Source organism: Nesterenkonia muleiensis, assembly GCF_003600155.1.
GTDB classification, from domain to species: domain Bacteria; phylum Actinomycetota; class Actinomycetes; order Actinomycetales; family Micrococcaceae; genus Nesterenkonia; species Nesterenkonia muleiensis.
In genome coordinates this window covers 262364-289035 of sequence record NZ_QWLD01000016.1, presented here as the reverse complement: position 1 = coordinate 289035, position 26672 = coordinate 262364, and the positions used below count along the sequence as shown (strand labels likewise).

The 26672-nt window shown below is 63.6% G+C and carries 22 protein-coding genes; 16 read left to right on the top strand and 6 right to left on the bottom strand.

Going from position 1 to position 26672, the window contains the following annotated elements; genetic code table 11:
- The first annotated feature begins 64 nt into the window (after positions 1-64).
- Complete coding sequence (locus tag DVO78_RS06330; protein WP_120003958.1) at positions 65-1450, top strand: PQQ-binding-like beta-propeller repeat protein; 1386 nt, start codon at positions 65-67, stop codon at positions 1448-1450.
- A 26-nt stretch (positions 1451-1476) separates the two neighbouring features.
- Here DVO78_RS06330 and DVO78_RS06325 read toward each other — a convergent pair whose 3' ends face one another.
- Positions 1477-1770, bottom strand: a complete 294-nt coding sequence (locus tag DVO78_RS06325; RefSeq protein ID WP_120003957.1) for a metal-sensitive transcriptional regulator — start codon at positions 1768-1770, stop codon at positions 1477-1479.
- A 36-nt stretch (positions 1771-1806) separates the two neighbouring features.
- Here DVO78_RS06325 and DVO78_RS06320 point away from each other — a divergent pair, with 36 nt between their 5' ends.
- From DVO78_RS06320 to DVO78_RS06310, 3 genes are read left to right on the top strand one after another with little or no spacing between them, the layout of a single operon-like run.
- On the top strand, positions 1807-2028 hold the full coding sequence (locus tag DVO78_RS06320) for a heavy-metal-associated domain-containing protein (RefSeq protein WP_120003956.1): 222 nt from the start codon (positions 1807-1809) through the stop codon (positions 2026-2028).
- On the top strand, positions 2025-4346 hold the full coding sequence (locus DVO78_RS06315) for a heavy metal translocating P-type ATPase (RefSeq protein ID WP_274380736.1): 2322 nt from the start codon (positions 2025-2027) through the stop codon (positions 4344-4346). The genes DVO78_RS06320 and DVO78_RS06315 overlap by 4 nt, the downstream gene beginning before the upstream one ends.
- Before the next feature lie 31 nt (positions 4347-4377).
- Positions 4378-5268: a DMT family transporter gene (locus DVO78_RS06310; RefSeq protein ID WP_120003955.1), complete on the top strand. Its 891-nt coding sequence runs from the start codon at positions 4378-4380 to the stop codon at positions 5266-5268.
- 19 nt (positions 5269-5287) lie between these two features.
- Here DVO78_RS06310 and DVO78_RS06305 read toward each other — a convergent pair whose 3' ends face one another.
- Both DVO78_RS06305 and DVO78_RS06300 read right to left on the bottom strand, forming a co-directional pair.
- A complete protein-coding gene (locus DVO78_RS06305) occupies positions 5288-5929 on the bottom strand; it encodes an MBL fold metallo-hydrolase (protein ID WP_120003954.1) in 642 nt (213 codons plus the stop codon).
- A 36-nt stretch (positions 5930-5965) separates the two neighbouring features.
- A complete protein-coding gene (locus tag DVO78_RS06300; RefSeq protein WP_120003953.1) occupies positions 5966-6814 on the bottom strand; it encodes a LysR family transcriptional regulator in 849 nt (282 codons plus the stop codon).
- 68 nt (positions 6815-6882) lie between these two features.
- On the opposite strand from DVO78_RS06300, the gene DVO78_RS06295 reads away from it, so the two are divergent.
- Both DVO78_RS06295 and DVO78_RS06290 read left to right on the top strand, forming a co-directional pair.
- Positions 6883-7800, top strand: a complete 918-nt coding sequence (locus DVO78_RS06295; protein ID WP_120003952.1) for an EamA family transporter — start codon at positions 6883-6885, stop codon at positions 7798-7800.
- 24 nt (positions 7801-7824) lie between these two features.
- The gene (locus DVO78_RS06290) at positions 7825-8262 is read left to right on the top strand and encodes an NUDIX hydrolase (RefSeq protein WP_120003951.1); all 438 of its coding nucleotides are present in this window, start codon (positions 7825-7827) and stop codon (positions 8260-8262) included.
- On the opposite strand, the gene DVO78_RS06285 is transcribed toward DVO78_RS06290, so the two are convergent.
- Positions 8255-8878: a LysE family translocator gene (locus DVO78_RS06285; RefSeq protein ID WP_120003950.1), complete on the bottom strand. Its 624-nt coding sequence runs from the start codon at positions 8876-8878 to the stop codon at positions 8255-8257. The two genes, DVO78_RS06290 and DVO78_RS06285, sit on opposite strands and share 8 nt — an antisense overlap.
- Positions 8879-8887: 9 nt before the next feature.
- Complete coding sequence (locus DVO78_RS06280; RefSeq protein ID WP_202912101.1) at positions 8888-9832, bottom strand: DMT family transporter; 945 nt, start codon at positions 9830-9832, stop codon at positions 8888-8890.
- Positions 9833-9884: 52 nt separating this feature from the next.
- Between DVO78_RS06280 and DVO78_RS06275 the strand changes: the two genes are divergently transcribed.
- Positions 9885-11300, top strand: a complete 1416-nt coding sequence (locus tag DVO78_RS06275; protein ID WP_120003948.1) for an aminotransferase-like domain-containing protein — start codon at positions 9885-9887, stop codon at positions 11298-11300.
- A 30-nt stretch (positions 11301-11330) separates the two neighbouring features.
- Here DVO78_RS06275 and DVO78_RS06270 read toward each other — a convergent pair whose 3' ends face one another.
- The gene (locus DVO78_RS06270; RefSeq protein WP_120003947.1) at positions 11331-12776 is read right to left on the bottom strand and encodes a GntR family transcriptional regulator; all 1446 of its coding nucleotides are present in this window, start codon (positions 12774-12776) and stop codon (positions 11331-11333) included.
- A 127-nt stretch (positions 12777-12903) separates the two neighbouring features.
- On the opposite strand from DVO78_RS06270, the gene DVO78_RS06265 reads away from it, so the two are divergent.
- The 9 genes from DVO78_RS06265 to DVO78_RS06225 all read left to right on the top strand — a co-directional run bounded on the left by DVO78_RS06265 (position 12904) and on the right by DVO78_RS06225 (position 26599).
- Complete coding sequence (locus tag DVO78_RS06265; RefSeq protein ID WP_120003946.1) at positions 12904-16443, top strand: proline dehydrogenase family protein; 3540 nt, start codon at positions 12904-12906, stop codon at positions 16441-16443.
- A 226-nt stretch (positions 16444-16669) separates the two neighbouring features.
- Complete coding sequence (locus DVO78_RS06260; protein ID WP_120003945.1) at positions 16670-18265, top strand: peptide ABC transporter substrate-binding protein; 1596 nt, start codon at positions 16670-16672, stop codon at positions 18263-18265.
- An 88-nt stretch (positions 18266-18353) separates the two neighbouring features.
- Entirely contained in the window at positions 18354-19748 is a 1395-nt protein-coding gene (locus tag DVO78_RS06255; protein ID WP_120003944.1) for a M14 family zinc carboxypeptidase, read from the top strand.
- On the top strand, positions 19748-20674 hold the full coding sequence (locus tag DVO78_RS06250) for an ABC transporter permease (protein ID WP_120003943.1): 927 nt from the start codon (positions 19748-19750) through the stop codon (positions 20672-20674). Before DVO78_RS06255 ends, DVO78_RS06250 begins: the two co-directional genes overlap by 1 nt.
- Positions 20667-21557, top strand: coding sequence for an ABC transporter permease (locus tag DVO78_RS06245; RefSeq protein ID WP_238385169.1), 891 nt, complete (start codon positions 20667-20669; stop codon positions 21555-21557). Before DVO78_RS06250 ends, DVO78_RS06245 begins: the two co-directional genes overlap by 8 nt.
- A complete protein-coding gene (locus tag DVO78_RS06240; RefSeq protein ID WP_120003941.1) occupies positions 21554-22972 on the top strand; it encodes a serine hydrolase domain-containing protein in 1419 nt (472 codons plus the stop codon). Before DVO78_RS06245 ends, DVO78_RS06240 begins: the two co-directional genes overlap by 4 nt.
- Positions 22969-24384: a serine hydrolase domain-containing protein gene (locus tag DVO78_RS06235; RefSeq protein ID WP_120003940.1), complete on the top strand. Its 1416-nt coding sequence runs from the start codon at positions 22969-22971 to the stop codon at positions 24382-24384. The genes DVO78_RS06240 and DVO78_RS06235 overlap by 4 nt, the downstream gene beginning before the upstream one ends.
- The gene (locus tag DVO78_RS06230; RefSeq protein ID WP_120003939.1) at positions 24381-24971 is read left to right on the top strand and encodes a GbsR/MarR family transcriptional regulator; all 591 of its coding nucleotides are present in this window, start codon (positions 24381-24383) and stop codon (positions 24969-24971) included. The genes DVO78_RS06235 and DVO78_RS06230 overlap by 4 nt, the downstream gene beginning before the upstream one ends.
- Positions 24968-26599, top strand: coding sequence for a dipeptide ABC transporter ATP-binding protein (locus DVO78_RS06225; RefSeq protein ID WP_120003938.1), 1632 nt, complete (start codon positions 24968-24970; stop codon positions 26597-26599). Before DVO78_RS06230 ends, DVO78_RS06225 begins: the two co-directional genes overlap by 4 nt.
- The last annotated feature ends 73 nt before the right edge of the window (positions 26600-26672 follow it).

The window sequence follows — 26672 nt, the reverse complement described above, 5'->3', positions numbered from 1 at the left end:
ACAACACAACCCGGTATTGCGAATGGTTTGCAATTGTGCGAGGTAACTCTTGATAATAAGTCTCATGAGCAAAAAAATGATCTCTCTCACCTCCCTGATCATGATCTCTGCGCTGGCGCTCTCCGCTTGCGCAGCCGATGACAGTGACGCAGAGGAGCCCGATGATGCCGAGACCGCAGTCGCCGCCGAAACCGAGGAGAACGGTTCCGATGGCGATGACGAGCACGACGAGGACCATGACGAGGGCCTAGAGCCTTCCGACCGGGAGGCCCATGAGGCCGGCGGGCCGCAGCCCCGTGCAGTGGTGACCTATGACGGCGGCGTCGCGGTGCTCGACGGGGTCAGCCTAGAAGTCGTCGGTGACTTCGAGGTCCAGGGCTTCCTCCGGGTCAACGAAGCCGGCGACGGTCGCCACGCATTCCTCACCGAGGGCGAGAGCTTCCGGCTGATCGACGTCGGGACCTGGGGCGAGCCGCACGGCGGACACCATCATTACTTCACCACCGAGCCGCTGCTCAGCGATATCACGGTGGATGGTGATGCGCCCGCCCATGTGGTGTCCCACCGGGGGGTCGGCACGCTCTTCTTCGACGGCTCCGGCGAATACCGCTGGTTCGAGCTGGCCGACTTGGATGTGGAGTCTGAGATTGTGACTGAATCTGACGAAACCGAAGGCCCGCATCACGGTGTGGCCGTGGTGCGGGAGGACGGTTCCCGGTTCGAAACCCTTCAAGACCGCTCCGGCGCCCGGTTCATCGACGCTGACGGTGAGGAGATCGCCCGCAGCGAGGACTGCCCCGGTGTGCACGGTGAGGCTGCCGGGCCCGATGAGATCATCGCCGTGGGGTGTGAGGACGGTGCGCTGATCTGGGATGGACGTGAGTTCCATAAGATCGATGCCGGCCCGGAGTACGCGCGTACCGGCAACCTCTTCGCTGCCGATGGTTCACACATTTTCCTGGGCGATTACCGTGACGGCGAGGACGAGCCGATGACCGAGGTGGCACTGGTCAACGCCGAGTCCCTGGAGATCACCACCGCAGAGGTGAGCTCTCCCTATACCTTCCGGAATCTGGCACGCGGCCCCGAGGGTGAAGCCATCGTGCTCACCGAGGACGGTCGGCTGCATATCATCGATGCAGAGACCGGCGAGCACCTGGACCATATCGAGATGCTCGACGAGTGGACTGAGCCCGAGCAGTGGCAGGAGCCCCGCCCGGCAATCCGCGCCAGCGGCGACCTAGTGTATGTGACCGATCCGGACAACCAGGAGGTCCACCTGGTTGATCTGTCCGAGGGTGAGATCATCGCCGCCGGCGAGCTGGACTTCGCGCCCAATGAGATCGTCGTCATCGACGGCCGTCCGGTGGACAGCGTCTCTGCGGACTACGACGGCGAGCATGACGATGACCACGGTCATGGAGACGATGACCATGGTCATGACCAGTGATCATGGCGGCGCTGCTGTGCCGTCTTCTAAGACTTCACCAGCCGCTGGATGGCGGCACTGGCCTCCCGGATCTTCTCTTCGGCCGTGTCGCCGCCGGTGGCCGCGGCGTCGGCCACGCAGTGTTTGAGGTGATCGTCGAGAAGCGCGAGGGCCACGTTCTCCAGCGCCGAGGTCATAGCGCTGATCTGAGTGAGAATATCGATGCAGTAGGTATCTTCATCGATCATGCGGTGTACCCCGCGGGCCTGGCCCTCTATCCGACGCAGGCGGGTCAGGTACTTGTCTTTGTCACTCATATAGCCGTGTGAGGAGGATTCCATAGACAAAACTATACCCTATAGGGGTATGGTGGAGCTATGACTACTACCAAGAGCTTCAACGTCACCGGAATGTCCTGCGGCCACTGCGAGGCGGCAGTGCGCGGCGAACTGGCCGAACTGGCCGGCATCGAAGAGATCGAGGTCTCGTCCGCCTCCGGCTCGCTGAAGGTGACACTCAGCGAAGATGCCGAACTTGTCGACCAGGCCATCGTCGAGGCCGTCGACGAAGCCGGCTACCAGGCTGAGCGTGTGCAGTGACCCAGACTCTTCACACTGAGGATTCCGGCCCGGCCGAGCCGGAGCGCATCGAGCTGGCCATCGGCGGCATGACCTGTGCCGCCTGTGCCCACCGGGTGGAGAAGAAGCTCAACAAGCTCGAGGGAGTCACCGCCAGCGTCAACTACGCCACGGAGAAGGCCTGGATCTCCACCGACACGATCAACGAAGGACATGCCTCCGGTCGCCAAGATGTTGTCGACCAGCTCATCAGCACCGTGGAGAAAACCGGCTACCGCGCCGAGCTGCCCCCGGACCCCCAGGACGACGACGCCGCCGAGCCAGGCACCCGTGATCTGCGGATTCTGCGCATTCGGCTGCTCATTGCCTCCGCACTCACCGTCCCGGTGGTGCTCTGGGCCATGGTCCCGGCCACCCAGTTCGACTATTGGACTTGGGTGTCCCTGGTGCTCAGCGTCCCGGTGGTGCTCTGGGCGGGGTGGCCCTTCCACCGGGCAGCCGCGCTCAACGCCCGGCATGCCACCGCGACCATGGACACGCTCATCTCCCTGGGCACGCTCGCCGCCCTAGGCTGGTCGGTCTACGCGCTGGTCTTCGGCCATGCCGGCGATCCCGGTATGCGGCACGAGTTCAGCCTCTTCGATGAGCCCTACTGGCTATCCGGGCATTCCATGGGCTCAGCGAACGTCTACTTCGAAGTGGCCACCGCCGTCACCGCATTCCTGCTGCTGGGCCGCTACTTCGAAAAGCGCTCCAAGGCCTCAGCGGGAGCAGCACTGCGCTCACTGCTGAACATGGGAGCCAAAGAGGTGGCGCTGCTGAAATCCGGCAGTGAGATCCGCATCCCGGTCAAAGAGCTCTCCGTGGACGATGAGTTCGTGGTCCGGCCCGGGGAGAAGATCGCCACCGACGGGGTGGTGATCTCAGGAGCTTCTGCAGTGGATATGTCCATGCTGACCGGAGAATCGGTCCCGGTGGAGGTGGCCGAAGGCGATGCCATCGTCGGGGCCACGGTCAACACCTCGGGCCGGCTGGTGGTGCGTGCTTCCAGGGTAGGCTCCGACACCCAGCTGGCACAGATGGCCAAGCTGGTCGAAGAGGCTCAGTCCGGCAAGGCCGAGGTCCAGCGACTGGCCGATAGGATCTCCGGGATTTTCGTGCCGATCGTCCTGGTGGTCACCCTGATCACCTTGGCCCTCTGGCTGTTTCTGGGCGCCCCGGCGGAGGCGGCTTTCACCGCGGCAGTCGCGGTGCTGATCATCGCCTGCCCCTGCGCTCTGGGCCTGGCCACCCCCACCGCGCTGCTGGTCGGCACCGGCCGTGGCGCTCAGCTGGGAATCCTCATCAAGGGACCTGAGGTGCTGGAAGCATCCCGCGGAATCAGCACCGTGGTGCTGGACAAGACCGGGACGGTCACCACCGGAGTCATGCAGCTGACCTCGCTGCTGCCTGCCAGGACATGGGAAGGGGAGTCTGAGTCCTCCGAGCTGCTGCGGCTGGCCGGAGGGCTCGAATCCGGTTCGGAGCACCCGGTGGCCCGGGCGATCACCGCCGCTGCGCGTGAATCCCTCGGCTCCAGCCAGAGCGCGCTCCCGCAGCCGGAGGACTTCCAGAACCATGAGGGCAGAGGAGTCTCCGGCGTCGTCGATGGTTATCAGGTGCTCATCGGAAGGCGTCATCTCCTGGGGATGCACGGGGTGGGACTGCCAGCTGAGGTCGATGAGCTGATAGCCGGGTCCGAATCCCGGGGCAGCACCGCGGTGCTGGCGGCCGTCGACGGTACCTTCGCCGGAGTGCTCACCGTCTCCGACACGGTGAAGGAGACCTCTGCTGAGGCGGTCGAACAGTTCAAGAGCCTGGGTATGGAACCGGTGCTGCTCACCGGCGACAACCAGGGTGCGGCTCGCCGGGTGGCCGAGCAGGTGGGGATCGATCAGATCATCGCCGAAGCGCTGCCGGAGGACAAGGTGGCCGCGGTGCAGAGGCTGCAGCAGCAGGGCAAGACCGTGGCGATGGTCGGCGACGGGGTCAACGACGCCGCCGCTCTGGCTCAGGCTGAGCTGGGCATCGCGATGGGCACCGGCACCGATGTGGCCATCGACGCCGCCGATATCACCGTCATCCGCGGTGACCTGCGTTCGGTGGCCGACGCGGTCCGGCTTTCCCGCCGCACTCTGCGCACCATTCGCGGGAATCTGTTCTGGGCGTTTCTGTACAACACTGCGGCGATTCCGCTGGCCGCGGCAGGGCTGCTCAATCCGATGCTGGCCGGTCTGGCCATGGTGCTCTCCTCACTGAGCGTGGTGGCCAACTCCCTGCGCCTGCGCCGCTTCGGCTGACCGCCGGGGACTGTTCTACGATGTCCCAGTGATGACCCCCGCGCGTGGGACGGCGCTGATGCTGTTGGACAGTCTGGCCATGGCCGGATCTGCGGCGATCGTCTTCAACCTCGGCGCTGAGCCGATGACGGTGGCGGCGTTCCGCTGCCTGCTGGCGGTGCCGATGCTGCTGCCGCTGGTGATCTGGGAGCTCAGGCGCGTTGACCGGGCCCAGGCCCTGCCGCGGATCACGGTGATCGGGGCGGCTGTGGGCGGCGTCGCCATCGGTGTGGACTACAGCTTCTACAACACCTCCATCGGGCTGATCGGGCCGGGGCTGGCCACGGTGCTGATCAATATTCAAATCGTGATCCTGCCGATGATCGCCTGGGCGCTGGAGGGCGTGCGACCCATGCGGCAGCTGGCGGTCATTGTGCCGCTGATGATGCTGGGTGTGGCCTTTGCCGCCGGGGCCTTCGACGACGCCGGGCTCAACTGGTTCGGTGTGTTGGCAGGTCTGATCGCCGGGGCCGGGTATGCGACGTATCTGGCCATCATCCGCCGGACAGCGCCCAAGACCATCCGGCCGGCCCCGTTCACCGTGCTGAGCATCGTGTGCCTTTCGGCCGGTCTCACTGCTGGCCTGGGTGCGCTGGTGTCAGGACGGTTCGAGGTGCCAACCCAAGGCGTCGAGTGGCTGTGGCTGCTGGCCCTGGCCTTCGTCGGCCAGGTGGTGGTCTATCTGTGCCTCAACATCGCGATGACCGGACTGAGTGAGGTGCTGGCCAGCACGCTGATGCTGACCGGGCCGATCTTCGCGGTCCTGCTGGGCGCGCTGCTGTTCAGCGACATCCCCACCCTCTGGCAGGTGGTGGGCTGCGCCATGATCATCGCCGGTGCCTGGTGGACCGCCGCAGCCCAGCGCCGCTCGCGCTCGGCATAGCTCCTTACGTATGAGGTATTCAGAACTCGCGGGAGGCGGCGCCGCGCAGACTGATGACCTGGGTGCCGGTGAGGTTGCCGATCTGGCGGGAGAGCAGCCCGCGGCCGCGGTCGGAGAGCAGCTCGTCATGGATCGGGATGCTGAACTGCGGTGCGCCGAGGCTCCGGACGAACTCCACATGCTCCTTCATCGCGGCCCAGGGTCCCATCAGCGGCAGGGCCAGCACATCCACACCCGCTGGGGCGGAATCGAGCGCATCGCCGGGGTGGAAGAACGTGGGCTCTTCCTCTGCGCGCAGAAGGTATCCGATATTGTGGATGCGCGGGATGTCCTGGTGGATGATCGCGTGGTCTCCGCCCACTGCCTCGACCTCCACATTGCCCACAGCAACCTGCTGGCCGGCAGTGACCGGCACGGCGCCGGGGAGGGCGACGGCCTCGTGCACATCATCGGCGGTGAACACCCGGGCCTCTGGATTGGCCTCCAGCAGGGCAGGAGCGTGTTCGGGATCCACGTGGTCAGCGTGCTGGTGGGTGATCAGCACAGCGTCCAGACCCGTGACACCGTGCCATAGATCAGAGAACGCACCAGGGTCGATGAGTATCCGTGCTCCCGCAGCTTCGACCAGTACGCAGGCATGTCCCAGATGCGTGACCTTCATAAGGTCCATCATGGCAAAAGCTGCGGGAATTGTCAGTCATCTGCTGTAGAGATCCTGCAGAATCTCCTGCAGCACCCCCAGGCCGGAGATGCCCTGGCCGCGCGGCCAGCTGAGCCGGACCTCAACGTGCGGCGCATCAGTGACGGGCAGATACCGCACACCGATGGGGCGGTGCTGATGTGCGGTGGCCTCAGTGGTGATGCCCACCCCGCGGCCCGCGGCGATCAGATCCAGCCAGGCGTCCACACTGTCCACGTCGAAGGCAGGAACGGGACCGACGCCGGAGGGCCACGGCATCACCCTTAGGTCCGACTGCACGTTGACCACCAGCGGACGTCCGGCGAAGTCTTCGAGCCTCAGCCTCCGGCGGCGGCCCCACAGATCATTGTCTGCGCAGGCAGCGACCAGCGGCTCGGTGCCCACCACCACGCTGGAGTACTTGGCCGGATCGGGCTCACGCCGCAGGACCGCCGCATCGCAGAGGCCTTCGCCCATCCCGGCCAGCGGCCCTTTGCCATGAATGAGCCTGAGGTCAACATCAGGCCGGGCCTGCCGCCAGCGCCGCTGCACAGCCGGGGTGTGCCGGCCCGCTGCCGTGGAGACATACCCGAGGCGAATGATGCGCGCGCCACCTGCGGCATCTGCGATGGACTGAGCGAAGGCCAGCAGGTGCCGGCCCTGGTCCGAGGCCCGGAGTCCCTCCGCGGTGAGAACGGTGTCCCGGGTGCTTCTGGAGACCAGCTTCACACCCCATGCCGTCTCCAACGCCTTGAGCGTGCGTGATGCCTGCGGCTGGGAGATGCCCAGCTCAAGGGCGGCATCGGTGATGCTTCCAGCCTCAGCCACCGCCACCAAGCAGCGGATATGACGAAGATCCCAGTCCATGTATTTAGCGTATATCAGTGCGGCTGGAGGTATTATGCGCTTTCCCGCAGTGGCTGGAGAATGCTCGTATGACCAGCAAACTCGAGGGAAGACCGGGGCGGGGGTTCGCCTGCATCGTCACCGGTGCGCTCAGCACCCAAACCGGGGCGGCAGTAGGTTCCTTCGCCTTCTCCACGCTCGGCCCCCTGGGTGTGGTCGCTGTGCGGCAGATTGCCGCTGCGCTGATCCTCTGCTCCATCGCCCGGCCCCGGCTGCGCAGCTTCACCGGCGCGCAGTGGCGTCCGGTGATCCTGCTGGCAGTCTTCTTCGCGACGATGAACGGTGCACTGTACATGGCCATTGACCGGGTGGGGCTGGGCACCGCGGTGACCATCGAGTTTCTGGGCCCCTTGGCGGTGGCCATCTGGTCCTCCCGGCGGGGCCGGGACATCCTCGCCGCCGGACTGGCGCTGCTGGGAGTGATTCTGCTGACCGGACCGGGTCCCACCACAGACTTCGTGGGAATCGGCATCGCATTGATCGGTGCCGTCAGCTGGGCCGGCTACATCCTCACCAACCGTGTGGTCGGCCAGCGGGTACCCGGGGTCCAAGGCACAGCGGCGGCCACCATCCTCTCCTCGCTGGGCCTGCTTCCGGTGCTGGTGATGATCATCTGGCATACGCAACCGCCGCTGGAGGCCTACCTCTTCGCCGCCGTGGCCGGCCTGCTCTCCACGGCGGTGCCCTATGCCCTGGACCTCATCGTGCTGCGGCACATCAGTCCGCTGATCTTCGGGGTGGGGATGTCGCTGCATCCGCTCTTCGCCGCGACCATCGGTCTGGTGGTGCTGCAGCAGCAGCTGCCGCTGCTCGCCTGGGCAGGGGTGCTGCTGGTGGTGCTCAGCAACGGGCTGACGCTGACTGGTCCGCAGTCTGCCGCCGGAGCGGCGCCGCGCCTGCGGCTGCCCAGGCGCGGCGGGCGGCGTCGTTCTGCGTCCCCGATGTAGTCTGCGCTGATAGGTTCTACTGCTATGGATACCCGCATTGCCGCCTATGCGGTCATCACCGACGCCGAGGGCCGGATGTTGCTGCCTCACTGGCATCTACAGGATTTTGCCTCCGGGTGGACTCTCCCCGGCGGTGGCCTGGACCCGGGCGAGGACCCAGCCGACGCCGCAGTACGCGAAGTCTTCGAGGAGTCCGGATACCACGTAGCGATCGATGAACTGCTGGGCATCGACAACAGGATTGTTCCGGGTGAGCAGCGTACCCCGTCCTCCGGACGGGACGGAATCCCCCTGCAGAGCCTGCGGATCATCTACCGGGCGCATATCACCGGCGGGGAACTGACGGTGGAGACCGACGGATCCACCGACGACGTCGCCTGGTTCACTCAGCCGGAGATCGATGAGCTGGACAGGGTCTCACTGGTCGACGTCGCCCGTCGTCTGGCGGGGCTGCTCAGCTGAGCAGCAGCTGGACGGACTCAACGGTCTCGACCACCGCAGGGATCAGCGAAAGCACCAGCAGAGCCGCCATCACCAGGTTGAAGATGCGCAGATGGTGCGGCGTGGAGATGACCTTGCCGGCTCCGACCCCCAGCAGCGCCCAGGCCACTGTGCAGGGGGTGCTGAACACCACGGCGAATGCGGCGAGGACCAGCACCTCTGCCAAGAAGTTGTCCCAGAACCCGGTATAGGTCGAAACGGCTGCGACCACCAGAGTCCACGCCTTGGGGTTGACGAACTGAAACAGCGCCATCTGCACGAACCCCGGAGGCCTGCCCTGACCGCGGGTCTCAAGGTCAGTCAGTGCGGTGCCGATCCGCCAGGCCAGCCACAGCAGATAGAGCACGCCGATGGGCCGCAGCACATCCAGCACCCAGGGCCACTGGGTGAGCACTCCGCCCAGGCCGAGTCCTATGAGGATCAGCATCACGGGGAATCCGACATTGACTCCGGCGACGCACGGGAAGGTGCGCTTGAGCCCGTAGTTGGCGCCGGAGGCCATGGCGATCGTATTGTTCGGCCCCGGGGTGCCGGCCCCGGCGATGAAGAACAGGATCAGTGGCAGAAACGTCGTCACTTGGATAACCTACTTCCCCGCCGAGGCCGTGACATCTGTACCGCCGGGTGTTCCAGCTACCGGACTCTTCCTCGCCCAGCCCAGGAGTCTGGCGTTCACCGCGACCGCAGCACAGGCGATGACCGCGACACCGCCAAGCACAGTGATTGCCGTGATCGGCTCACCCAGCAGCAGCGCGGCCCAGCCCAGGCTCAGCACCGGCTGGACCAGCTGCACCTGGCTGACCCGGGAGACAGGCCCGATCCCGAGCCCGCGATACCAGGCGAAGAACCCCAGGAACATCGACATCAGGCCCAGGTACACGAATGCGGCCCACTGCGCGGGGCCTCCTGAGGGCGGCTGGCTGACCGCGGAGGCTCCGGTCAGCACCAGCATCACCGGCAGGCTCATCACCAAAGCCCACGAGACGGTCTGCCAGGCGCCGAGCTCCCGGGCCAGCAGACCACCTTCTGCGTAGCCGAAAGCTGCGGCAACCACTGCAGCCAGAAGCAGCAGGTCCGACCAGTGCAGGCCGCCGAGGCCCCCTCCGTGCGCCGCGGCGAAGCCCACTGCGGCGACGGCGCCCAACACAGTCGCGGCCCAGAACACCGCGCCTGGCCGCTCCCGGATGCGCCGCACTGCGACCACCGCAGTGACAGCCGGCAGAAGCGCGATCACCACTGCCCCATGAGTTGCTGTCGAGGCAGTCAGGGCATAGGAGGTGAGCACCGGAAATCCGATCACGATGCCGCCGGCGATCACCGCCAGCCGCCCCCACTGTGCTCCTCGGGGGAGGTGCTGCCGGGTCAGTCCCAAGGCCAGAGCGGCCAAGACACCGGCGATCACGGCGCGTCCGGCGCCGACGAAGAGGGCATCGAGCCCGTTGTCCGATACCGCGATACGGGTCAAGGGGACGGTCAGGGAGAAGATCGCTACGCCTAGGAAGCCCCACAGGATCCCTCTGGCTGACGGCATCTCAGCGAGTAGCACAGAAGAGCGATAAGCAGTAGCGCTATTATCTATTCTCATGAAACAGGATAGCAGTCACCGGATCGTGGAGGGGCTCACGCGTTGGATCAGCGGTGCGGCTCCCGGTGCACGGCTGCCCAGCACTCGTAGCCTGGTCGCTGAATACGGCGCGAGTCCCGTGACCGTCCAGAAGGCTCTGCGCAGCCTTGCCGTGCAGGGACTGGTGGAGAGCAGGCCCGGTGTGGGGAGCTTCGTGCGCTCCTTGCGGGATGTCAGGCCTCATGACTACTCCTGGCAGACCAACGCGCTGGGTGCCGGGCGGTCCCGGTCGGTGCAGATGGCCTCAGCCTTGCGGCCGGCACGTCCAGGCACCATCGACCTCAGCCTCGGCTTCCCTGACCCGCAGCTGCTGCCTGAGCGGCTGATTCGCGCAGCCTTCACCAGGGCTGCGCGTACCCGCTCATTCCTGGCCGGCCCTTCACCGGCAGGAATGCCTGAGCTTCGTGCATGGTTTGCCGCAGAACTCGCAGCCAGTGTCCCCGCCGGGTTGGCTGCGCCGTCGGCAGAGGATGTCATTATCTTGCCTGGGAGTCAGAGCGGACTCAGCGCCGCTTTCCGTTCACTGGCCGGGCCGGGTGAGCCGCTGATCATGGAGTCACCCACCTACTGGGGTGCGATCCTGGCGGCAGCGCAGGCGAACGTGGAGATCGTGCCGATCCCGAGCTCATCCGCTGGCCCAGACCCGATGGATGTGGAGCGTGCCTTCGCTCAGACCGGCGCACGAGCCTTCTACGCCCAGCCGACGTATGCGAATCCCACCGGGGCGCAGTGGAGCCGCGGGTTGGGGCAGAAGATCCTAGAAGTGGTCCGCAAGCACCGGGCTTTCCTGATCGAGGATGACTGGGCTTGTGACTTCTCCATCGATTCCGAGCCCCGTCCGCTTGCCGCTGATGATGACCTCGGACATGTGGTGTATCTGCGCTCGCTCTCCAAGAGCGTCTCCCCGGCAGTGCGGGTGGCAGGTGTGGTGGCTCGGGGCCCGGTTCGCGACCGCCTGCTGCACGCCGCCCAGTCCGAGTCGATCTACGTCAGCGGAATGCTGCAGGCGGTGGCGCTGGATGTGGTCACTCAGCCAGCGTGGAAGACCCACTTGAGGAATCTCAACGAACAGCTCGGCTCACGCCGAGACCTTCTGCTTGCCAGCTTGGGGGAGCACGCCCCAGAGCTGCAGGTCGAGACTCGGCCTCGGGGTGGACTCAACCTCTGGGCGTGTCTGCCTGATGGCACTGATCTGGGGCGGTTCATCCGTGAAGCTGAGATGGAAGGCGTCAGCGTTGTTCTGGGCGATGAGCTCTTCCCCGCCGAACCGGTGGCTCCCTGCATCCGTCTCACCTATGCCGGCCGTGACCCCGGAAACTACCCGCAGGCCGCACGCATCATGGGAAAAGTGCTCCAGCAGCATCTGGCACCATGACAGCGGGGCGCACAGTGCCCTTGGTCTGGCTCAGTGGGCCAGGCGGTCCCAGAGGGCGGCGTCGAAGGTGTCCGGTGCCAGGGCTGACATGTGGCGTACCGCATTGTCCTGCTTGCTGCGCCAGATGCGCACCGCCTCCCCGGCCCGGCCCTCCAGCACCGCGGTGAGGATCCGGCGATTGTCGCTGACCAGACGGTCTGCGGCCGGGGAGTAGTCCAGCTGAAGCACTGAGATGAACATCCGCACCCGCAGGGTCAGGGCGTGGAAGCTCCGCGCTGACTGCGGCAGCCCTGAGGCCTCGGCCAGCTCCTGCTGGAACCGCAGGTCTGCCTCTCCGGAGTCAACCCGGGAACCCCGTGCAGCCACAGCCTCCAAGGACCCCAGTGCCAGCCGGGCAGGCAGCAGCCGATGCTTCGGCTGAGCGGCACAGGCACGCAGGATGACCATTCCCACATGCAGACGGGAGGCATAGAGATCGATCACATCCGCCCCGGTCAGCAGCGGCAGCCGGAACCCGCGGTCACTGCGGGCCAGCAGACCATCATCGGCAAGCTGACGCATGGCTGTGCGCACGGTGGAGGGGTCCAGGCCCAACCGCTGAGCCATGCCCGAGGCGCTGATCCTGCCGCCTGGGGCGAAGCCCGAGTCGGTCATCTCCTTGCGCAGAGCCACGGCGATCTGCTCGGTGGCTGAGAGCTCCACCCGCGGCAGCCACCGGTTGTGCTCCGAGCGGCCGGGGGAGGGGAACTCCGCGACGGTGACCCGTTCTGAGTCAAAATGTGAAGAAGTTTCCGGCGCCTCGGCTGACCCCCGGGCCCAGCGCACCCCGTGCAGTGCGTGACCCACCCGGGAAGCCAGAAGCCTGAGCAGGCCGGCGGGAATCGCCTCCGGAGAGGTGACGCAGTGATCCAGCATCCCGGCCACCTGGGCCAAGAAGGTCTCCCAGCGGCACGCGGCTGGATTCCAGTGAACCAGGAACTGGTGTGCTGAAACGGTGGGAACTCCGGGGTCTTCGATTGGTCTTTCAACAGTTTCGGTCCACGTGTTGCGTGAAACACCCGCCGCTGAGGGCCACGACGCCGCCCCGGAGACCCAGAGCGCGGCCATCACCGCCGCAGCGCGGCGCTCGAAGACCCGGGGGCGCAAGGCAGGATCCGCGTCGGCCGGTTCGAAGCGCAGGGTGATCTGAGGGAACTCCACACCGAACTCGGCCAACTGCAACGCCGGAATCTTGGGATCGGCGGAGGAACCCGCAGCAAGAGGCGGGCCGGACGCGGCTGCCATGATGCTGCCGGGGCGGCGAATGCGCCGGACCGCGCGCGAGACCAGGGTCTGGCTCAGCCCGGTCAGCTCGGCGATGCTGCGGGTCGAGTAGGCAGGGGTTCCCACCCGGGGTCCGGCAGTGGCCAGGACCGAGGCCACGATGTCATCGACAGTCTCCTGAACTCGCGGCCGGCCAGGAGTCAGTGTGTCCATACCCACCAGTCTGCCCTATTTTGACTCAAAAAGGTGGTGTGGGCGTCGTCGTTCTCCTTCCGGGATGGACCGGCAGCTCGCAGACTGGGAGGACAGCAGACAATAGCCGTGCTAGAGGAGCGAATCTATGGTCCCCCACGTCCAGGACAGTCCTACCCGCCAGAAGCTGGAGCGGCTCTCTGATGCTGCGGTGGAGAAGGTCGCCCAGTGGCTGCAGAAGACCCAAGCCTCCGGCGCCAAGCCGCACAAGTCCGCCGAGCGGCTCGCTACGGTACTCTCCCACCCCACCGGATTAGACTTCACCGTCGGATTCGTGGACCGGGTGATCCGCACCGAGGACTCCAAGGCTGCGGCCAAGGCGCTCAGCGAACTCGGCGGCCTCGCCCCGGAGACCCTCGGCCGGCTCGACCGCGCCCAGATCCAGGCCGGCTCCGCGCTGGGCAAGCTGCTGCCGAACGTGGTGGTGCCGGCAGCCCGGCAGCGGATGCGCTCTATGGTGGGTCATATGGTGGTCGACGCCCGCGACAAGCAGCTCGGCCAGGCCGTGGCGAAGATCAAGAAGCAGGGCAACCGGCTGAACATCAACCTGCTCGGTGAGGCGGTGCTGGGCGAGGACGAAGCCGATAAGCACCTGGACGACACGTTCCGGCTGCTGCGCCGCACGGATGTGGACTATGTGTCCATCAAGGTCTCCTCCATCGCCTCCCAGATTTCGATGTGGGGCTTCGAGGCCACCGTGGACTACGTGGTCGAGCGTCTGATCCCCCTCTACGAAGAGGCCGCCCAGGCGCCGGCCGGCTCGAAGTTCATCAACCTGGACATGGAGGAGTACCGGGATCTGCGGCTGACCATCGCGGTGTTCAAGCGGCTGCTGGCCATGGAACAGATGAAGAACTACGAGGCCGGCATCGTCATCCAGGCATACCTCCCCGATGCGTTGGCCGCGGTCCAGGAGCTCGCCGAGTTCGCCAATGCCCGCCTCGACGCCGGAGGAGCGGGCATCAAGATCCGCCTGGTCAAGGGTGCCAACCTGGCCATGGAGCAGGTGCATGCCGATATCCATGACTGGCCGGTGGTCACCTGTGCCTCCAAGCAGGCCTCAGACGCCAACTACAAACTGGTTCTGCACTGGCTGCTGACGCCTGAGCGGATGCGGGGAGTGCGGCTGGGAGTGGCCGGGCACAATCTGTTCGACATCGCCTTCGCCCACCTGTTGGGGGTTGAGCAGGGTGTCAGCGACCGGCTCGAGTTCGAGATGCTGCAGGGAATGGCCGCTGAGCAGCAGGGACCGATCAGCGCCGACGTCGGCCAGCTGCTGCTCTATGTGCCCGCAGTGCGCCCGGCCGAGTTTGACGTCGCCATCTCCTACCTGGTGCGCCGGCTGGAGGAGAACGCTCACCGGGAGAACTTCATGTCCGGAATCTTCGACCTTGCCGTTGATGAGAACGGGCAGGGTTCGGAGATCTTCATCCGGGAGGAGGCCCGGTTCCGGGCCTCGCTGGAGACTCTGACCGAGATCCTGGAGAACGACGACGCCGTCCCCTCACCTGCCCACACCCAGGACCGGTTCGCCGAAGAGTCCCAGGAGCCGAGCGACTACAGTTCAGGTATTCCAGCCTTCGTCAACGAGCCCGACACCAATCCCGCCCTGGAGGCCAACCAGCGCTGGGCTGAGCAGATCATCGCCCGGGCCACTCCCGAATGGCTGGCTGAGCAGTCGGTCCCTGAAAGCGTCGGTGTCTCAGATATCGACCAGCTGGTGGAGACCGCGCGCACCGCTGCTGATGACTGGGCCCACCGTCCGGCTCAGGAGCGGGCGGCGATCCTCTACCGGGCGGCCGATATTCTGGCCGCCCGCCGCGGGCACCTGCTCAGCCTGGCCGCCGCCGAGGTCGGAAAGTCCATCATCCAGACCGACGCCGAGATTTCCGAAGCCATCGACTTCGCCCGCTACTACGCACACAGCGCCCTGGAGCTGGAGACTGTCGACCACGCCCGATTCGTTCCGGACAAGCTGGTGCTGATCACCCCGCCGTGGAACTTCCCGCTGGCGATCCCGGCAGGCGGCACCTTCGCCGCGCTCGCCGCCGGGGCAGCGGTGATCCACAAGCCCTCCAAACCCACACCGCACTGCTCCATGGCCATCCTGGAGGCGCTCTGGGACGCCGGTGTACCGCACGAGGCGCTGCACGGGGTCTACCCCTTCGAAGGTGAGGCGGGCAAGAAGCTGGTCAGCCACCACGGTGTGGACCGGGTCATCCTCACCGGGGCCTCAGAGACTGCCGCACTGTTCCGCTCCTGGGACCCGCAGATGACCATCAACGCCGAGACCTCAGGAAAGAATGCGCTGATCGTGACCCCGGCCGCCGACCGTGATCTCGCGGTGGCCGACCTGGTCAACTCCGCCTTCGGCCATGCCGGCCAGAAATGCTCGGCGGCCTCCCTGGGCATTCTGGTGGGCAGCGTGTACCGCTCGGAGCGCTTCCGCCGCCAGCTCATCGACGCCGCCCAGTCCATGGTGGTGGACTGGCCGCAGAACCTCTCGGCCACCATCGGTCCGCTGACCGAACTGCCCTCGGAGAAGCTGGAGCGTGCCCTGACCACGCTGGAACCAGGGGAGGCCTGGCTGCTGAAGCCCAAGCCGCTGGATGACACCGGCAAGCTCTGGAGTCCCGGTATCAAAACCGGGGTGCAGCCCGGCAGCTTCTTCCACCTCACCGAGGTCTTCGGACCGGTGCTGGGGCTCATGGAGGCCACGGATCTCCAGCAGGCCATCCAGTACCAGAACCAGGTGGAGTTCGGGCTCACCGGCGGGATCCACTCCCTGGAGACCAAAGAGGTCACCCAGTGGCTGGACGAGGTCCAGGTAGGCAATGCCTACGTCAACCGCGGTATCACCGGTGCGGTTGTCCAGCGCCAGTCATTCGGCGGCTGGAAGAAATCCTCGGTGGGACTGGGATCCAAGGCCGGCGGTCCCAACTACGTGATGCTCTTCGGCACCTGGCAGGAACTCACTGATCCGACGAGAACTGCCCCAGCACAGGTGGCGACTCCCGAGGTAGGTGAGTTGCTGGAGATCATCGAGTCCAAGGGCTTGCTGGAGGGTGAAGCCATGCAGTTCCTGCAGATTGCTGTGGCCGACGACGCCCGCTGGTGGAAGAAGAAGTTCGGCACAGCCCAGGACCGCACCGGTCTGAGCTCGGAGGCGAATATCTTCCGCTACCGCCCCTCCGAGGTCCTGCTGCGTGTGGGGCCGGGGGCGCAGCCGAAGGAGGTGGCCCGGGCGCTGGCCGCAGCGGCGGCCGCCGGAAGCACGCTGAGCATCTCCCGGCACCCCAAAACCCCCAAGCCTGTGGTCAAACTACTCAAGGCCCTGGGCGCCAAACCAGCCAAGGAGAATGACTCCGATTTCGCCGCAGCACTCTCCGAAGGAGATCATGACGCCGGCGTCGGCGTCCGGGTCCGGGTTCTCGGCGGGCTGGATCCAGACGTCTGGGACGCTGTGGCTGAGCGTCCTGAGGTCGCACTGCTGGATGACCCGGTCACGGCCTCCGGCAGGGTGGAGCTGCGCTACTGGGTCAAAGAACAGGCGGTCTCCATGACACTGCACCGCTTCGGCAACCCGTTCCAGGCCTTCCACGACCTCGCCGCGCGGCTGAAGTCATGAAATCTTGGGCCGCCACCCAAAAGGCGATACCGGTGATTTTGCCGCGCTAAGGGTCCCGGAGGGCTTTACTCCTGGGGCTCAACAGCCAGGTGTTTCCACTGTGTTACATGTATATTGAAGTTTCATTAAATAGTGAAACTTCAATATACAGAGTGTTTTTCGGGTGCTACTGTTCGAAAATGCGCACTGAGTGGACAGTGCTGCTCGCATCCAGAGGAGGACTCGAATGAACACTCGTACCGCGGTAGCGTTAGGTTTGGGCCTGGCATTTGCCGTCACCGCTTGCGGGGACAGCGCAGATGACGAGCTAGAGGCAAGTGACATTGACGGATCGATCAGCATGGCGGTCACGGAGCCGGAGATACTCATCCCCGGACGCCAGTCTGTTGCCTTTGACTTTGGCATGGCTGTGTGGTCGCCGCTGATTTACCTTGAGCTGGACGGCGAGCTGAACTACATTCAGGCTGAGTCGGTGGAAAGTGATGACCAGACTACCTGGACCATCACTCTGCGTGAGGGATGGACTTTCCATGATGGGTCACCAGTAACTGCCCAGGACTACATCGACTCATGGAATGCGGTGGCTTACGGGCCCAATGCTTTCGAGAACTCGGGGCAGCTGGCCAATATCGTTGGCTTCGATGATCTCAACCCAGCCGAAGGTGAGCCTGAGACTGATGAGATGGAAGGGCTGAACCTCGTCGACGAGCTGACGTTCGAGGTTGAACTGGTCGGTCCAGACAGTCAGTTCCCCGTTCAGCTCACCCAAGCCCAGACGGCACTGTTTCCGATGCCGCCGTCTGCTTTCGAAGACTTCGACGCCTACAATGAACATCCGATCGGCAACGGCCAGTTCGCCATGGTCGACACCTATGTGGAAAGCGAACCCATCACCGTCCGGGCCTACGAGGACTATGCGGGCGATCCGCCGAACATCGGAGAGATCACGTTCGTGGCCTACTCGGACCAGGTAACCGCCTACACCGACGCGTTGGCCGGCAATATCGATGTATCAGGTGTCCCGGCTAATAGGCGTACCCAGGCCGAGGACGACTTCGGCGCAGATCGCAACTACAATTTCGAGGCACCGGGGATGAATCATCTGGGACTCCCGCTCTGGGATGAGCGGTACGACGATATCAGGGTCCGTCAGGCGATCTCTTTGGCAATCGATCGCGAGACTATCAACGATGTCGTTTTCGGAGGCGCATGGGAGCCCGCCACCGCCTGGACTCCTGCCGTGATGCCGGGAACCCCGGAAGGAATCTGCGGTGAATACTGCGAATACGACCCCGAAGCTGCCGCTGAGCTTCTTGAGGAGGCCGGGGGCTTTGAGGGCGATATGGAGATCGTCTTCCCAGGCGGCAGCGGTCAAGACGACTACTACAACGCCATCGCCAACAACATCCGTCAGAACCTCGGCATCGAAGCTGTCGCCGCCCCTACAGTGGACTGGGCCGAGTTTGCCGAACGACGTGAGAACGCAGAGATCGACGGTCCGTTCTTCTCCCGCTGGGGTGCGCTCTATCCCAGCCAGCAGGCAACGATACGTGAGATGTACCTTGAGACCGGTGGATGTACCAACTGCGTTCCGATGTACCTCCCTGAGATTGAGGAAGCTCTGGCAGAAGCGGACGCGACAGGAGATGAGTCCGGCGAGGCCTATGCGGCGGTGCACGAAATCCTGCAGGAGAACTTCCCTGTTGTTCCGATGTTTTTCGAGACTTACTCGTACGCAACCAGTGAGCGTGTCGAAGAGTTGGTGACACAGCCCGGTGGGAATCCACGGCTGAGTCACATTGTCCTCGTCGACGAGGATTGAACCAACAGTTGACGTGACAGGGGACCGCAGGGCTGTAACGCTTCTTCGCTCCCTGCCGCCTGTACAGAGAAGCACTGGAGATTCCCTTTTGGCTATCGAAACGCGAACGACGGTAGGCGCAGACTTCATCGACGAGCTGCTGAGGCACATCCGGCAGTTCGATGCCCTCACCGAGTTCCCCACTGTGGATGAGATTTGGTCTCGGGCCGATCAGATAATGGCTGAGAGCTCAGGGAGTGTGCGGAGGACCAGGGTCGGAACGAGTCGTCTCGGTGAGCCGCTTTACCGTTACACGGTGGGATCAGGGCCAGCGGTCCTGGTCATCGGCGGAGTCCACCCCAATGAGCCCATCGGTTTTCACACTGCATTGCAACTGATGGAGGATGTGGCCCTCCAGAGGGGGCCGGCCGCCAAACTTCCAGTGACCTGGGAGATCCTGCCGTGCATCGATCCTGACGGAGCTCGACTGAATCAGTCATGGTTCCAGAATCCGGGAGACCGGGTCACCTACGCCAAGGATTTTTATCGCCCGGCACCCATAGAGCAGGTGGAGTGGTCCTTTCCACTTGATCACAAGCGTGCCTACTTCGATCGTTCTATTCCTGAGACCCAAGCTGTCATGCGCGTGGTGGACCAGATTCACCCGATTATGGCTGTGGGACTTCACAACGGAGAGCTGGGCGGAGTTTACTACTACATCAGCAGGCTCTCCGAAGCGCTTGAGGAGGCACTTCAACGCATTCCTCAGCAGTTGGGTCTCCCACTTGACAAGGGCGAGCCAGAAATTTCAGGAGTGGAGCCACTTGGCACCGCGATATTCCCTGCCCCTCGGGCACGGGATATATACGACAGCATGGAGGCGGTCGGCGTCGATCCGGTCGGACGTGTGCAGGGAGGTGGCCTCGCCGACTACCTGGAGGCATACGGGACATTGACCTTCGTGGCGGAGCTGCCCTATTGGTCGCATCCTGACTCTGACAGTGCCGACCCTGCTGACGAGCTCTACGTAGAGGTGCTCCGCAGAAAGGGAAGAGAGCTCTCCGAGCTGGGAACAGTATTGGTCACAGCACTGGATATGTGCTCTGAGCACCTGCGCATTGACTCTCAGCTGAGCAGAGCGGCCGCGGTGTTCTCCTCCATGATGCAGGAGATCAGCGACGCAGAGGATCAGCGTGCCGAGCGGGTGGACTCCCAGCGGACGGCGACAGTAGCCGAAGTCTTCTCCAACGCCGACCTGGTCCGGTGCTTCCGGTTACGTTTCGGCTCTATGCTGTACCGCACTTTTCACACCGAAATATTGGCTGGCACGGCAGCTCCTCAGGTGCGGAATGCGGCCGCGTACCTCAAGCCGTATCTTGACCAATGGTATGAGGAGGCACGCTCTGTCACCGGGCTGACAACCTGGCCCATCGAAAAGCTAGTCGGCGTGCAGTACGGAACTTTAACAGCCGTGGCAGCCGCAGCCGTGGCGGAGGTCTCCTGATGTCCCGGTTTCTCCTTCGGCGCGTGATAGAGCTGGTCATTGTCTTTATTGGAGTGACTTTCATCATCTATGCGGCAGTGTTCAGTCTGCCCGGGGATCCCATCGCCTCCATGGGAGGGGACCGGCCGCTGCCGGACAACGTCGTCGCTCGTCTGCGAGCTGAGTACCGTCTCGACGAGCCCCTGATTATGCAGTACTTGCACTATCTCGGCGGTCTGCTCACCTTTGACCTTGGAACAACGTACGACGGCAGGTCGATTGCTGATCAGTTAGCCGCGCGCTGGCCCACCACTATCGCGCTGGCCCTTACAGCGTGGGCCTTGGAGCTGTTCATTGGCGTGGTTCTGGGGTTGGTTGCTGGGCTGCGCTATGGCACTCTCACGGATCGAACCATCCTTTTCGTGACTGTCTTGGCCACTTCTATTCCGGTCTTCGTCATGGGCGTCTCTGCACAGCTCATCTTCGGTCTGGAACTCGGTTGGGTGCCGATCGCCGGAACGAGCGAGGGGTGGCCGCAGGCATATGTCCTTCCGGCGCTGATTGTCGCGCTGTACGGGCTGGCCAGTGCCTCCCGTCTGATGCGCGGCAGTGTGGTCGACACACTCCGCTCTGACTTCGTGCGCACCTTGGTGGCGAAGGGGATGCCCTCCAGGCAGATCGTCGGCGTACACGTGATGCGCAACTCCGCCGCGCCGGTTCTGACCTTTTTGGCGATTGAACTCGGGTTCCTCCTCGGAGGCACGATCGTGATCGAAGGAATCTTCAACATTCACGGTGTCGGCGGTCTTCTCTTCGATGCCATCCGCACACAGCAAGGGCCCCTTGTGGTGGGTGTGGCCACTGCCCTCATTCTTGTCTTCCTGGTCGTCAACGTGCTTGTTGATGTTCTCAGTTCCGTTCTCGACCCCAGGATCCGCCATGACTGAGCAGCTAGCCGCCAAAGAGATATCCACGACGGTCTCCAGACGCGGCGTCTGGACCACCGTACGCCGCCGTCCCCAGTTCTGGATCAGCCTTGCAGCATTGATTCTGCTGCTGCTCATCGCCGCCGTTCCCGGGCAGATTGCCGGTTTTTTTGGAGAATCAGACCCGCGCGTATGTCCCCTTGTCGAGTCGAATCAGCCACCCAGTGCCGGGCATCCGTTCGGCACCGACATCCAGGGCTGCGATGTGATGGCCAACGTGTTGCACGGAACCAGAACCTCCCTGTTCATTGGGCTGGCCACCACCAGTGTCTGCCTGGTGGTAGCGGTCACTCTGGGAACTATTGCTGGCTACTTCGGGGGTCTCGCCGACAGGATCATTGCCCGGCTGGCTGACGTCATTCTAGGCTTCCCGTTCCTACTCGGCGCCATCGTCGTTCTCAACAGCGTTCCTGAACGGACTCCTTTGATCCTCTCCCTGGTTCTGGCGTTCTTTGCTTGGCCGACTCTTGCGCGACTGGTTCGCAGCTCCGTGAGATCGGTCAAGGAGAGGGAGTTCGTTCAGGCTGCACACGCCGTGGGATTCTCGCACGCCCGGATCATTCTGGGGCATGTGTTGCCCAACTCATTGGCTCCTGCACTGGCGGTGGCTACGACAATGGTCGGTGGTGTCATCGTGGCAGAGGCGACTCTTACCTTCCTGGGGGTCGGGCTGACTCAGCCATCCATTTCATGGGGACTGCAGTTGTCCGTCGCTCAAGGGTACTTCCAGACGGCGATTCACACTCTGATCTTCCCCAGCATCCTGTTGACAGCCACTGTGCTGAGCCTCATCGCACTCGGTGACGCGCTCCGCGACGCATTAGACCCGAAGGGCCGTTCATGACCATCGACAAGCTGACTGTGCTGCGATCCGCTGCTCCGTACCTCGCTAGCTGGGCAAGTCACCAAGCTGAGCATCGAGGCGCTACCGGACTTCAACTAGCAGTCGCCTATCACGAAGAGGTTGTCGTCAATCTGGCGTGGGGGAAGGCAAATGGTGAGACTGGCCAGGACCTCACAGAAGACCATCTGTTCAGGATCGCCTCCCACTCGAAGACAATGACCGCTGTGCTGACGATGCAGCTCATAGAGAAGGGTACGTTGCGTCTTGACGACCAGAGCGGTGAGATCGTCCCCGAGCTGCTGGACAGCCCAATAGCCTCCTTGACTGTACGTGAGCTGCTCGGGCATCAAGGAGGTGTGATTCGTGACTCCTCGGACGGGGACTTCTGGCAGCGCAGCCGCCCGTTCCCGGACCGTGAGCAGCTCATGCATATCCTCCGTGCTGAGGGCGCTGTTTTCGAGGCTAACGAACACTTCAAATACACCAACATCGGCTATAGCCTCCTCGGTCTCATCCTGGAGAGGGTGACAGGCCAAACATATGCCGAATTGTCGAAGGAACTCATCGTGAGACCGTTGGCGCTGACCCGCACGGGGCCGGAATACGTGGCTGAACGTGCTGAGGAATATGCTGCGGGCCACACAGGCCGTACCGCTTACGGCGATGTACGGCGCACCATCGGCCATGTGGACACCCGTGCCATGGCTGCGGCGACCGGCTGGTACTCCACTGCTGTGGAGATGACCACCTACGGGGCAGCACACGTATTCGGAAACGAGACACTGCTCACGGATTCATCGAAAAGACTCATGCAGCGCAAGGAGTCCGCGGTGACCTTTCCCGGCGGTGAAACCCGCCACTACGGGTTGGGTCTGGATCTGGGAAAGATCGGTGACCGTGAATTGGTCGGCCATTCCGGTGGGTATCCCGGTCACATTACTCGCACCTGGATTGATCCCAAGGAGGGCCTGGTGGTATCCGGGTTGACGAACGCCATCGATGGACCGGCAGACGCCATTGTCGCCGGAGTCATCCAGCTGATCAATCTCGCCTTCCACGCAGCGGAGGCCGAGCCCGAACCGATACCAGATGCGCTGAAGGTCACCGGCCGGTTCGGAGCGCTTTGGGGTGTGACAGACATCGCGGACCTCGGTGGTGTCCTGCACGTGATTCCCGCCAGCAGTCCAGATCCGCTGTCGGTGCATCAAAAACTTGAGGTCAAGGACGGGGCCCTCATCTATGAGCGTAAGCCCGGATACGGCACCACCGGCGAAGCTGTTGAGGCCACATACGGCGATGACGGCGAGATCTTTGCCGTGAGGCTCGGGGCTATAAGTGCATGGCCGATTAAACGGTTCCGCGCGGCTATGGCTACCCGTAAACCCGGGGAAGCATTGGAGAGGATGGCACTGTGACCGGCGACAATACTGCTCTGTTGCGCTCCATCGCTCCCTACCTGGAGCAGTGGGCGACGTATCAGGCTGACTATCGAGGTACCACCGGGCTTCAGCTTGCCGTTCGGTACAAAGGTGATTCCATTCTTAACCTGGCCTGGGGCAAGGCCAACCTGAACACGGGTGAAGACTTGACACCCCAGCACCTGTTTCGCATCGCCTCCCATTCGAAGACCATGACGGCGGTTATCGTGTTGCGCCTGGTCGAAGACGGCGACCTGCGCCTTGATGACCTCGTCGGAGAGATCGTGGCCGAGCTGGCCGACACCGCGGTCGAGAACGTCACCGTGCGGGAGCTGTTGGGTCATCAAGGAGGGATCGTCCGGGACTCCATAGAGGGAGACTTCTGGCAGCTTCGCCGACCGTTTCTCAGCCGTGATGAACTACTTCAGGTCTTCTATGAGGAGGGTGCGGTCTTCTCCCCTAATGCGCACTTCAAGTACACCAATATCGGATATGGCCTGCTGGGGCTGATCGCTGAGCGGGTCCGGGGGCAGAGCTACATCGAGCTGGCCGAAGATCTTATCGTCCGGCCGCTGCATCTGGGCCGCACCGGTCCGGAGCACGACGAGACCCGTACCTTGGAATATGCCGCCGGTCATACCGGCCGGGTGCGTTACGGTGCGAAGCGCCGCACAGTTGCCCACATCAATACCCGGTCCCTGGCGCCGGCCACGGGGTGGTACTCGACCGCTGACGAGTTGGCACACTACGCCAGTTCGCACGTCTTCGGCAACGAGACCCTGCTCTCGGATGCATCTAAACGGATTATGCAGCGCAAGGAGTCTGAGGTTGAGCTTCCCGGAGGTGCCATGCGGTACTACGGCCTGGGTCTGGAATTGTCCTCGATCGGAGACCGAGAGCTTGTTGGCCATTCCGGTGGGTATCCCGGTCATATTACCCGCACCTGGATCGATCCTCAGGAGGGTCTCGTAGTATCCGGGTTGACGAACGACTACGACGGACCAGCGGACGCCATCGTCACTGGAGTCATTCAACTGATCAACCTGGCCGAGGCCGCTGCGAAGGAGGACCGTCCTGAGAACCCCCAAGAGTTCTACCTCACAGGTCGCTTTGAGAACCTGAGCGGAGTCGTGGACATCGTCGATCTTGGGGGAATTCTGCATGTGATAACGCCTCGTATGCCGGAACCCGCCTCAGCCCATCAGCGTCTGACGGTGCAAGACGGGAGACTGATCAGCGAGCCTGGGTCAGGGTTTGCCACAGCGGGAGAGCCCATACACATCCGCTGGGCGGGCGAGCAGGCCGAATCGGTCCACCTTGGGGCCAAGACAGTGTGGCCGATCGACACGTTTCAGCGTGCGATGAGCAGCATCGACCCTCTTAGGCCGATGGAGCACCTTCCCCTATGATCGTGCAGAACGCCCCGACCGGTGTTGAGACTGAGGAGGACTCGGTGAAGGACGATAAACCGCAGGAGCTTCCCGAGTCGCTTGATGAGGGGGCGACTGCGTTCATAGAGAACTTTGCGACTGCATGGGAGAGCATGAACAGCTCACGCATGGAGGGACGGGTTCTCGGGCTGCTGATCATCTCCGACGAGTCGTACATGTCCGCCCGCCGTATAGGGCGTCTCCTGCACGCCAGCGCGGGAGCCATCTCGACTGCGACACGGCAGCTTGTGGCCATTGGGTTTGTCAATCAGCACACAGTCCCAGGGGACAGAAGGCATTTTTATCGGGTCGAGGACGATGTCTGGGGTGCCTTCCTGGCTGGTGAGAGAGACTACCTTCGAAAAATGTCAGCCGTTGTGCGCAGAGGCCTTCAAACCCCGGCAGGGCAGCACGAAGGGCCGCGGCGGCGGCTGGTTAATGCCGACCGATACATGACGTGGTTGACCGGATACCACCGCAAGATGCTGGAGGACTGGCAAACCTATCGTGACCAGATCGACAACGCACTCGGAGAGACAACCCCTGACTCGGAGGATTCAGTATGAGCGAGCCGGTGCTCACCATTGATCATCTCGGCGTCAATTTTCGTACCTCCGACGGAGGTATGGTTCAGGCTGTCGCAGATGTTTCCCTTGACCTGTACGACCGTGAGGTCTTAGCGATTGTCGGTGAATCCGGATCGGGGAAGTCGGTCTCTGCCATGAGCGTCCTGGGACTGCTTCCGCCGAACGCCGAGACCTCCGGCAGTATCCGGCTGGGGAACATGGAGCTGCTCAACGCTGACGAGTCCGTGCTCTCCCAGGTGCGGGGCAGACGCATCTCCATGGTGTTCCAGGACCCTTTCGGTGCGCTGGACCCAGTATTCACCGTCGGTTTCCAGCTGCGAGAGATGCTCAAACGGCATTTTCCGAAGATGACTCGGGCAGAGCGTAAGGAACGGGCTGTCGAACTGCTGCGTACAGTGGACCTGCCCGAGCCGGACAAGCGGGTCTCCTCCTACCCGCACCAGCTATCCGGTGGGCAGGCGCAAAGGGTCGTCATCGCCATGGCGCTGGCCTGCGACCCTGAAGTGCTCATCGCCGATGAGCCCACCACTGCCCTTGATGTCACCGTGCAGCGGGAGATTCTTGACGTGCTGATGCGGTTGCGCGAAGAGGTCGGAGTCGCAGTGCTGATGATCACCCACGACATGGGGGTGGTCGCAGACGTTGCTGATCGCGTCGTCGTCATGCGCCACGGCCGGGTTGAAGAGACCCAGGGGGTTCGCTCCCTGTTCGCCTCTCCACGGGCCGAGTACACGCGAGAACTGCTGGAGGCCGTGCCCCGGTTGAAGGCTGAGCCGCGCCCCACAGTTTCCGCTGAGGATCCAGTGCTGAAAGTTGAAAGAATCTCTGTGGAGTACAAGCGCCGGCTGCACACCGTAACAGCTGTTGACAGCGCCAGTCTGACAGTCCGTCCCGGGGAGGTCACTGCACTGGTCGGAGAATCCGGTTCTGGAAAATCCACGATCGGCAAGGCCATCATCGGGCTGGCTCCTGTACGGGATGGATCCATCTGGGTCGACGGTGTAGACGCGGTGAACTCATCCGGCAAGGAACTCAGAAAGCTGCGTAAGCGCATTGGCGTGGTCTTCCAAAACCCCCTCGGCGCACTCGACCCCAGGCTGACCATCGGCGAAGCCACAGGAGAGCCGTTGCGGGTGCACCGAAAGCTGCGTGGACCTGCGTTAGAGGCCAAGGTGCACGAGCTGCTTGATTCTGTCGAGCTCCCGCGTGCCTGGGCCGAACGCTTCCCTCACGAGCTCTCCGGAGGCCAACGGCAGCGGGTGTCTATTGCTCGGGCGGTGAGCCTGGACCCGGTTCTACTCATCGCCGATGAGCCCACCAGTGCTTTGGACGTCTCCGTGCAGGCGACTGTCCTAGAGCTCTTCAGGAAAGTCCAGCAGGAGCTGCGTTTCGCCTGTCTTTTCGTCAGTCATGACCTGGCAGTGGTCGATGAACTCGCTGACCATGTCGCTGTGATGCACCACGGAAAAATCATCGAACACGGCCTTCGCACCGATGTGTTGAAGAATCCGCAGCATGGTTATACCCGTCGTCTCCTCGAGGCCGCTCCGGTGCCGGATCCTGTCCAACAGCGCAAACACCGGCTCGCCCATGTGGCCGCGAAGTAGTACGTGATCCGGGCACAAGAGCGGAGAGGTTCTGTGTTGTGCCCGCACAGTGGAACCGACTAGCGGCCATGGA

Coding starts and splice junctions, on each gene's coding strand:
- DVO78_RS06330 (WP_120003958.1), top strand. CDS start 65: ATGAGCAAAAAAATGATCTCTCTCACCTCCCTGATCATGATCTCTGCG.
- DVO78_RS06325 (WP_120003957.1), bottom strand. CDS start 1,770: ATGGAATCCTCCTCACACGGCTATATGAGTGACAAAGACAAGTACCTG.
- DVO78_RS06320 (WP_120003956.1), top strand. CDS start 1,807: ATGACTACTACCAAGAGCTTCAACGTCACCGGAATGTCCTGCGGCCAC.
- DVO78_RS06310 (WP_120003955.1), top strand. CDS start 4,378: ATGACCCCCGCGCGTGGGACGGCGCTGATGCTGTTGGACAGTCTGGCC.
- DVO78_RS06305 (WP_120003954.1), bottom strand. CDS start 5,929: ATGAAGGTCACGCATCTGGGACATGCCTGCGTACTGGTCGAAGCTGCG.
- DVO78_RS06300 (WP_120003953.1), bottom strand. CDS start 6,814: ATGGACTGGGATCTTCGTCATATCCGCTGCTTGGTGGCGGTGGCTGAG.
- DVO78_RS06295 (WP_120003952.1), top strand. CDS start 6,883: ATGACCAGCAAACTCGAGGGAAGACCGGGGCGGGGGTTCGCCTGCATC.
- DVO78_RS06290 (WP_120003951.1), top strand. CDS start 7,825: ATGGATACCCGCATTGCCGCCTATGCGGTCATCACCGACGCCGAGGGC.
- DVO78_RS06280 (WP_202912101.1), bottom strand. CDS start 9,832: ATGCCGTCAGCCAGAGGGATCCTGTGGGGCTTCCTAGGCGTAGCGATC.
- DVO78_RS06275 (WP_120003948.1), top strand. CDS start 9,885: ATGAAACAGGATAGCAGTCACCGGATCGTGGAGGGGCTCACGCGTTGG.
- DVO78_RS06270 (WP_120003947.1), bottom strand. CDS start 12,776: ATGGACACACTGACTCCTGGCCGGCCGCGAGTTCAGGAGACTGTCGAT.
- DVO78_RS06265 (WP_120003946.1), top strand. CDS start 12,904: ATGGTCCCCCACGTCCAGGACAGTCCTACCCGCCAGAAGCTGGAGCGG.
- DVO78_RS06260 (WP_120003945.1), top strand. CDS start 16,670: ATGAACACTCGTACCGCGGTAGCGTTAGGTTTGGGCCTGGCATTTGCC.
- DVO78_RS06250 (WP_120003943.1), top strand. CDS start 19,748: ATGTCCCGGTTTCTCCTTCGGCGCGTGATAGAGCTGGTCATTGTCTTT.
- DVO78_RS06245 (WP_238385169.1), top strand. CDS start 20,667: ATGACTGAGCAGCTAGCCGCCAAAGAGATATCCACGACGGTCTCCAGA.
- DVO78_RS06240 (WP_120003941.1), top strand. CDS start 21,554: ATGACCATCGACAAGCTGACTGTGCTGCGATCCGCTGCTCCGTACCTC.
- DVO78_RS06230 (WP_120003939.1), top strand. CDS start 24,381: ATGATCGTGCAGAACGCCCCGACCGGTGTTGAGACTGAGGAGGACTCG.
- DVO78_RS06225 (WP_120003938.1), top strand. CDS start 24,968: ATGAGCGAGCCGGTGCTCACCATTGATCATCTCGGCGTCAATTTTCGT.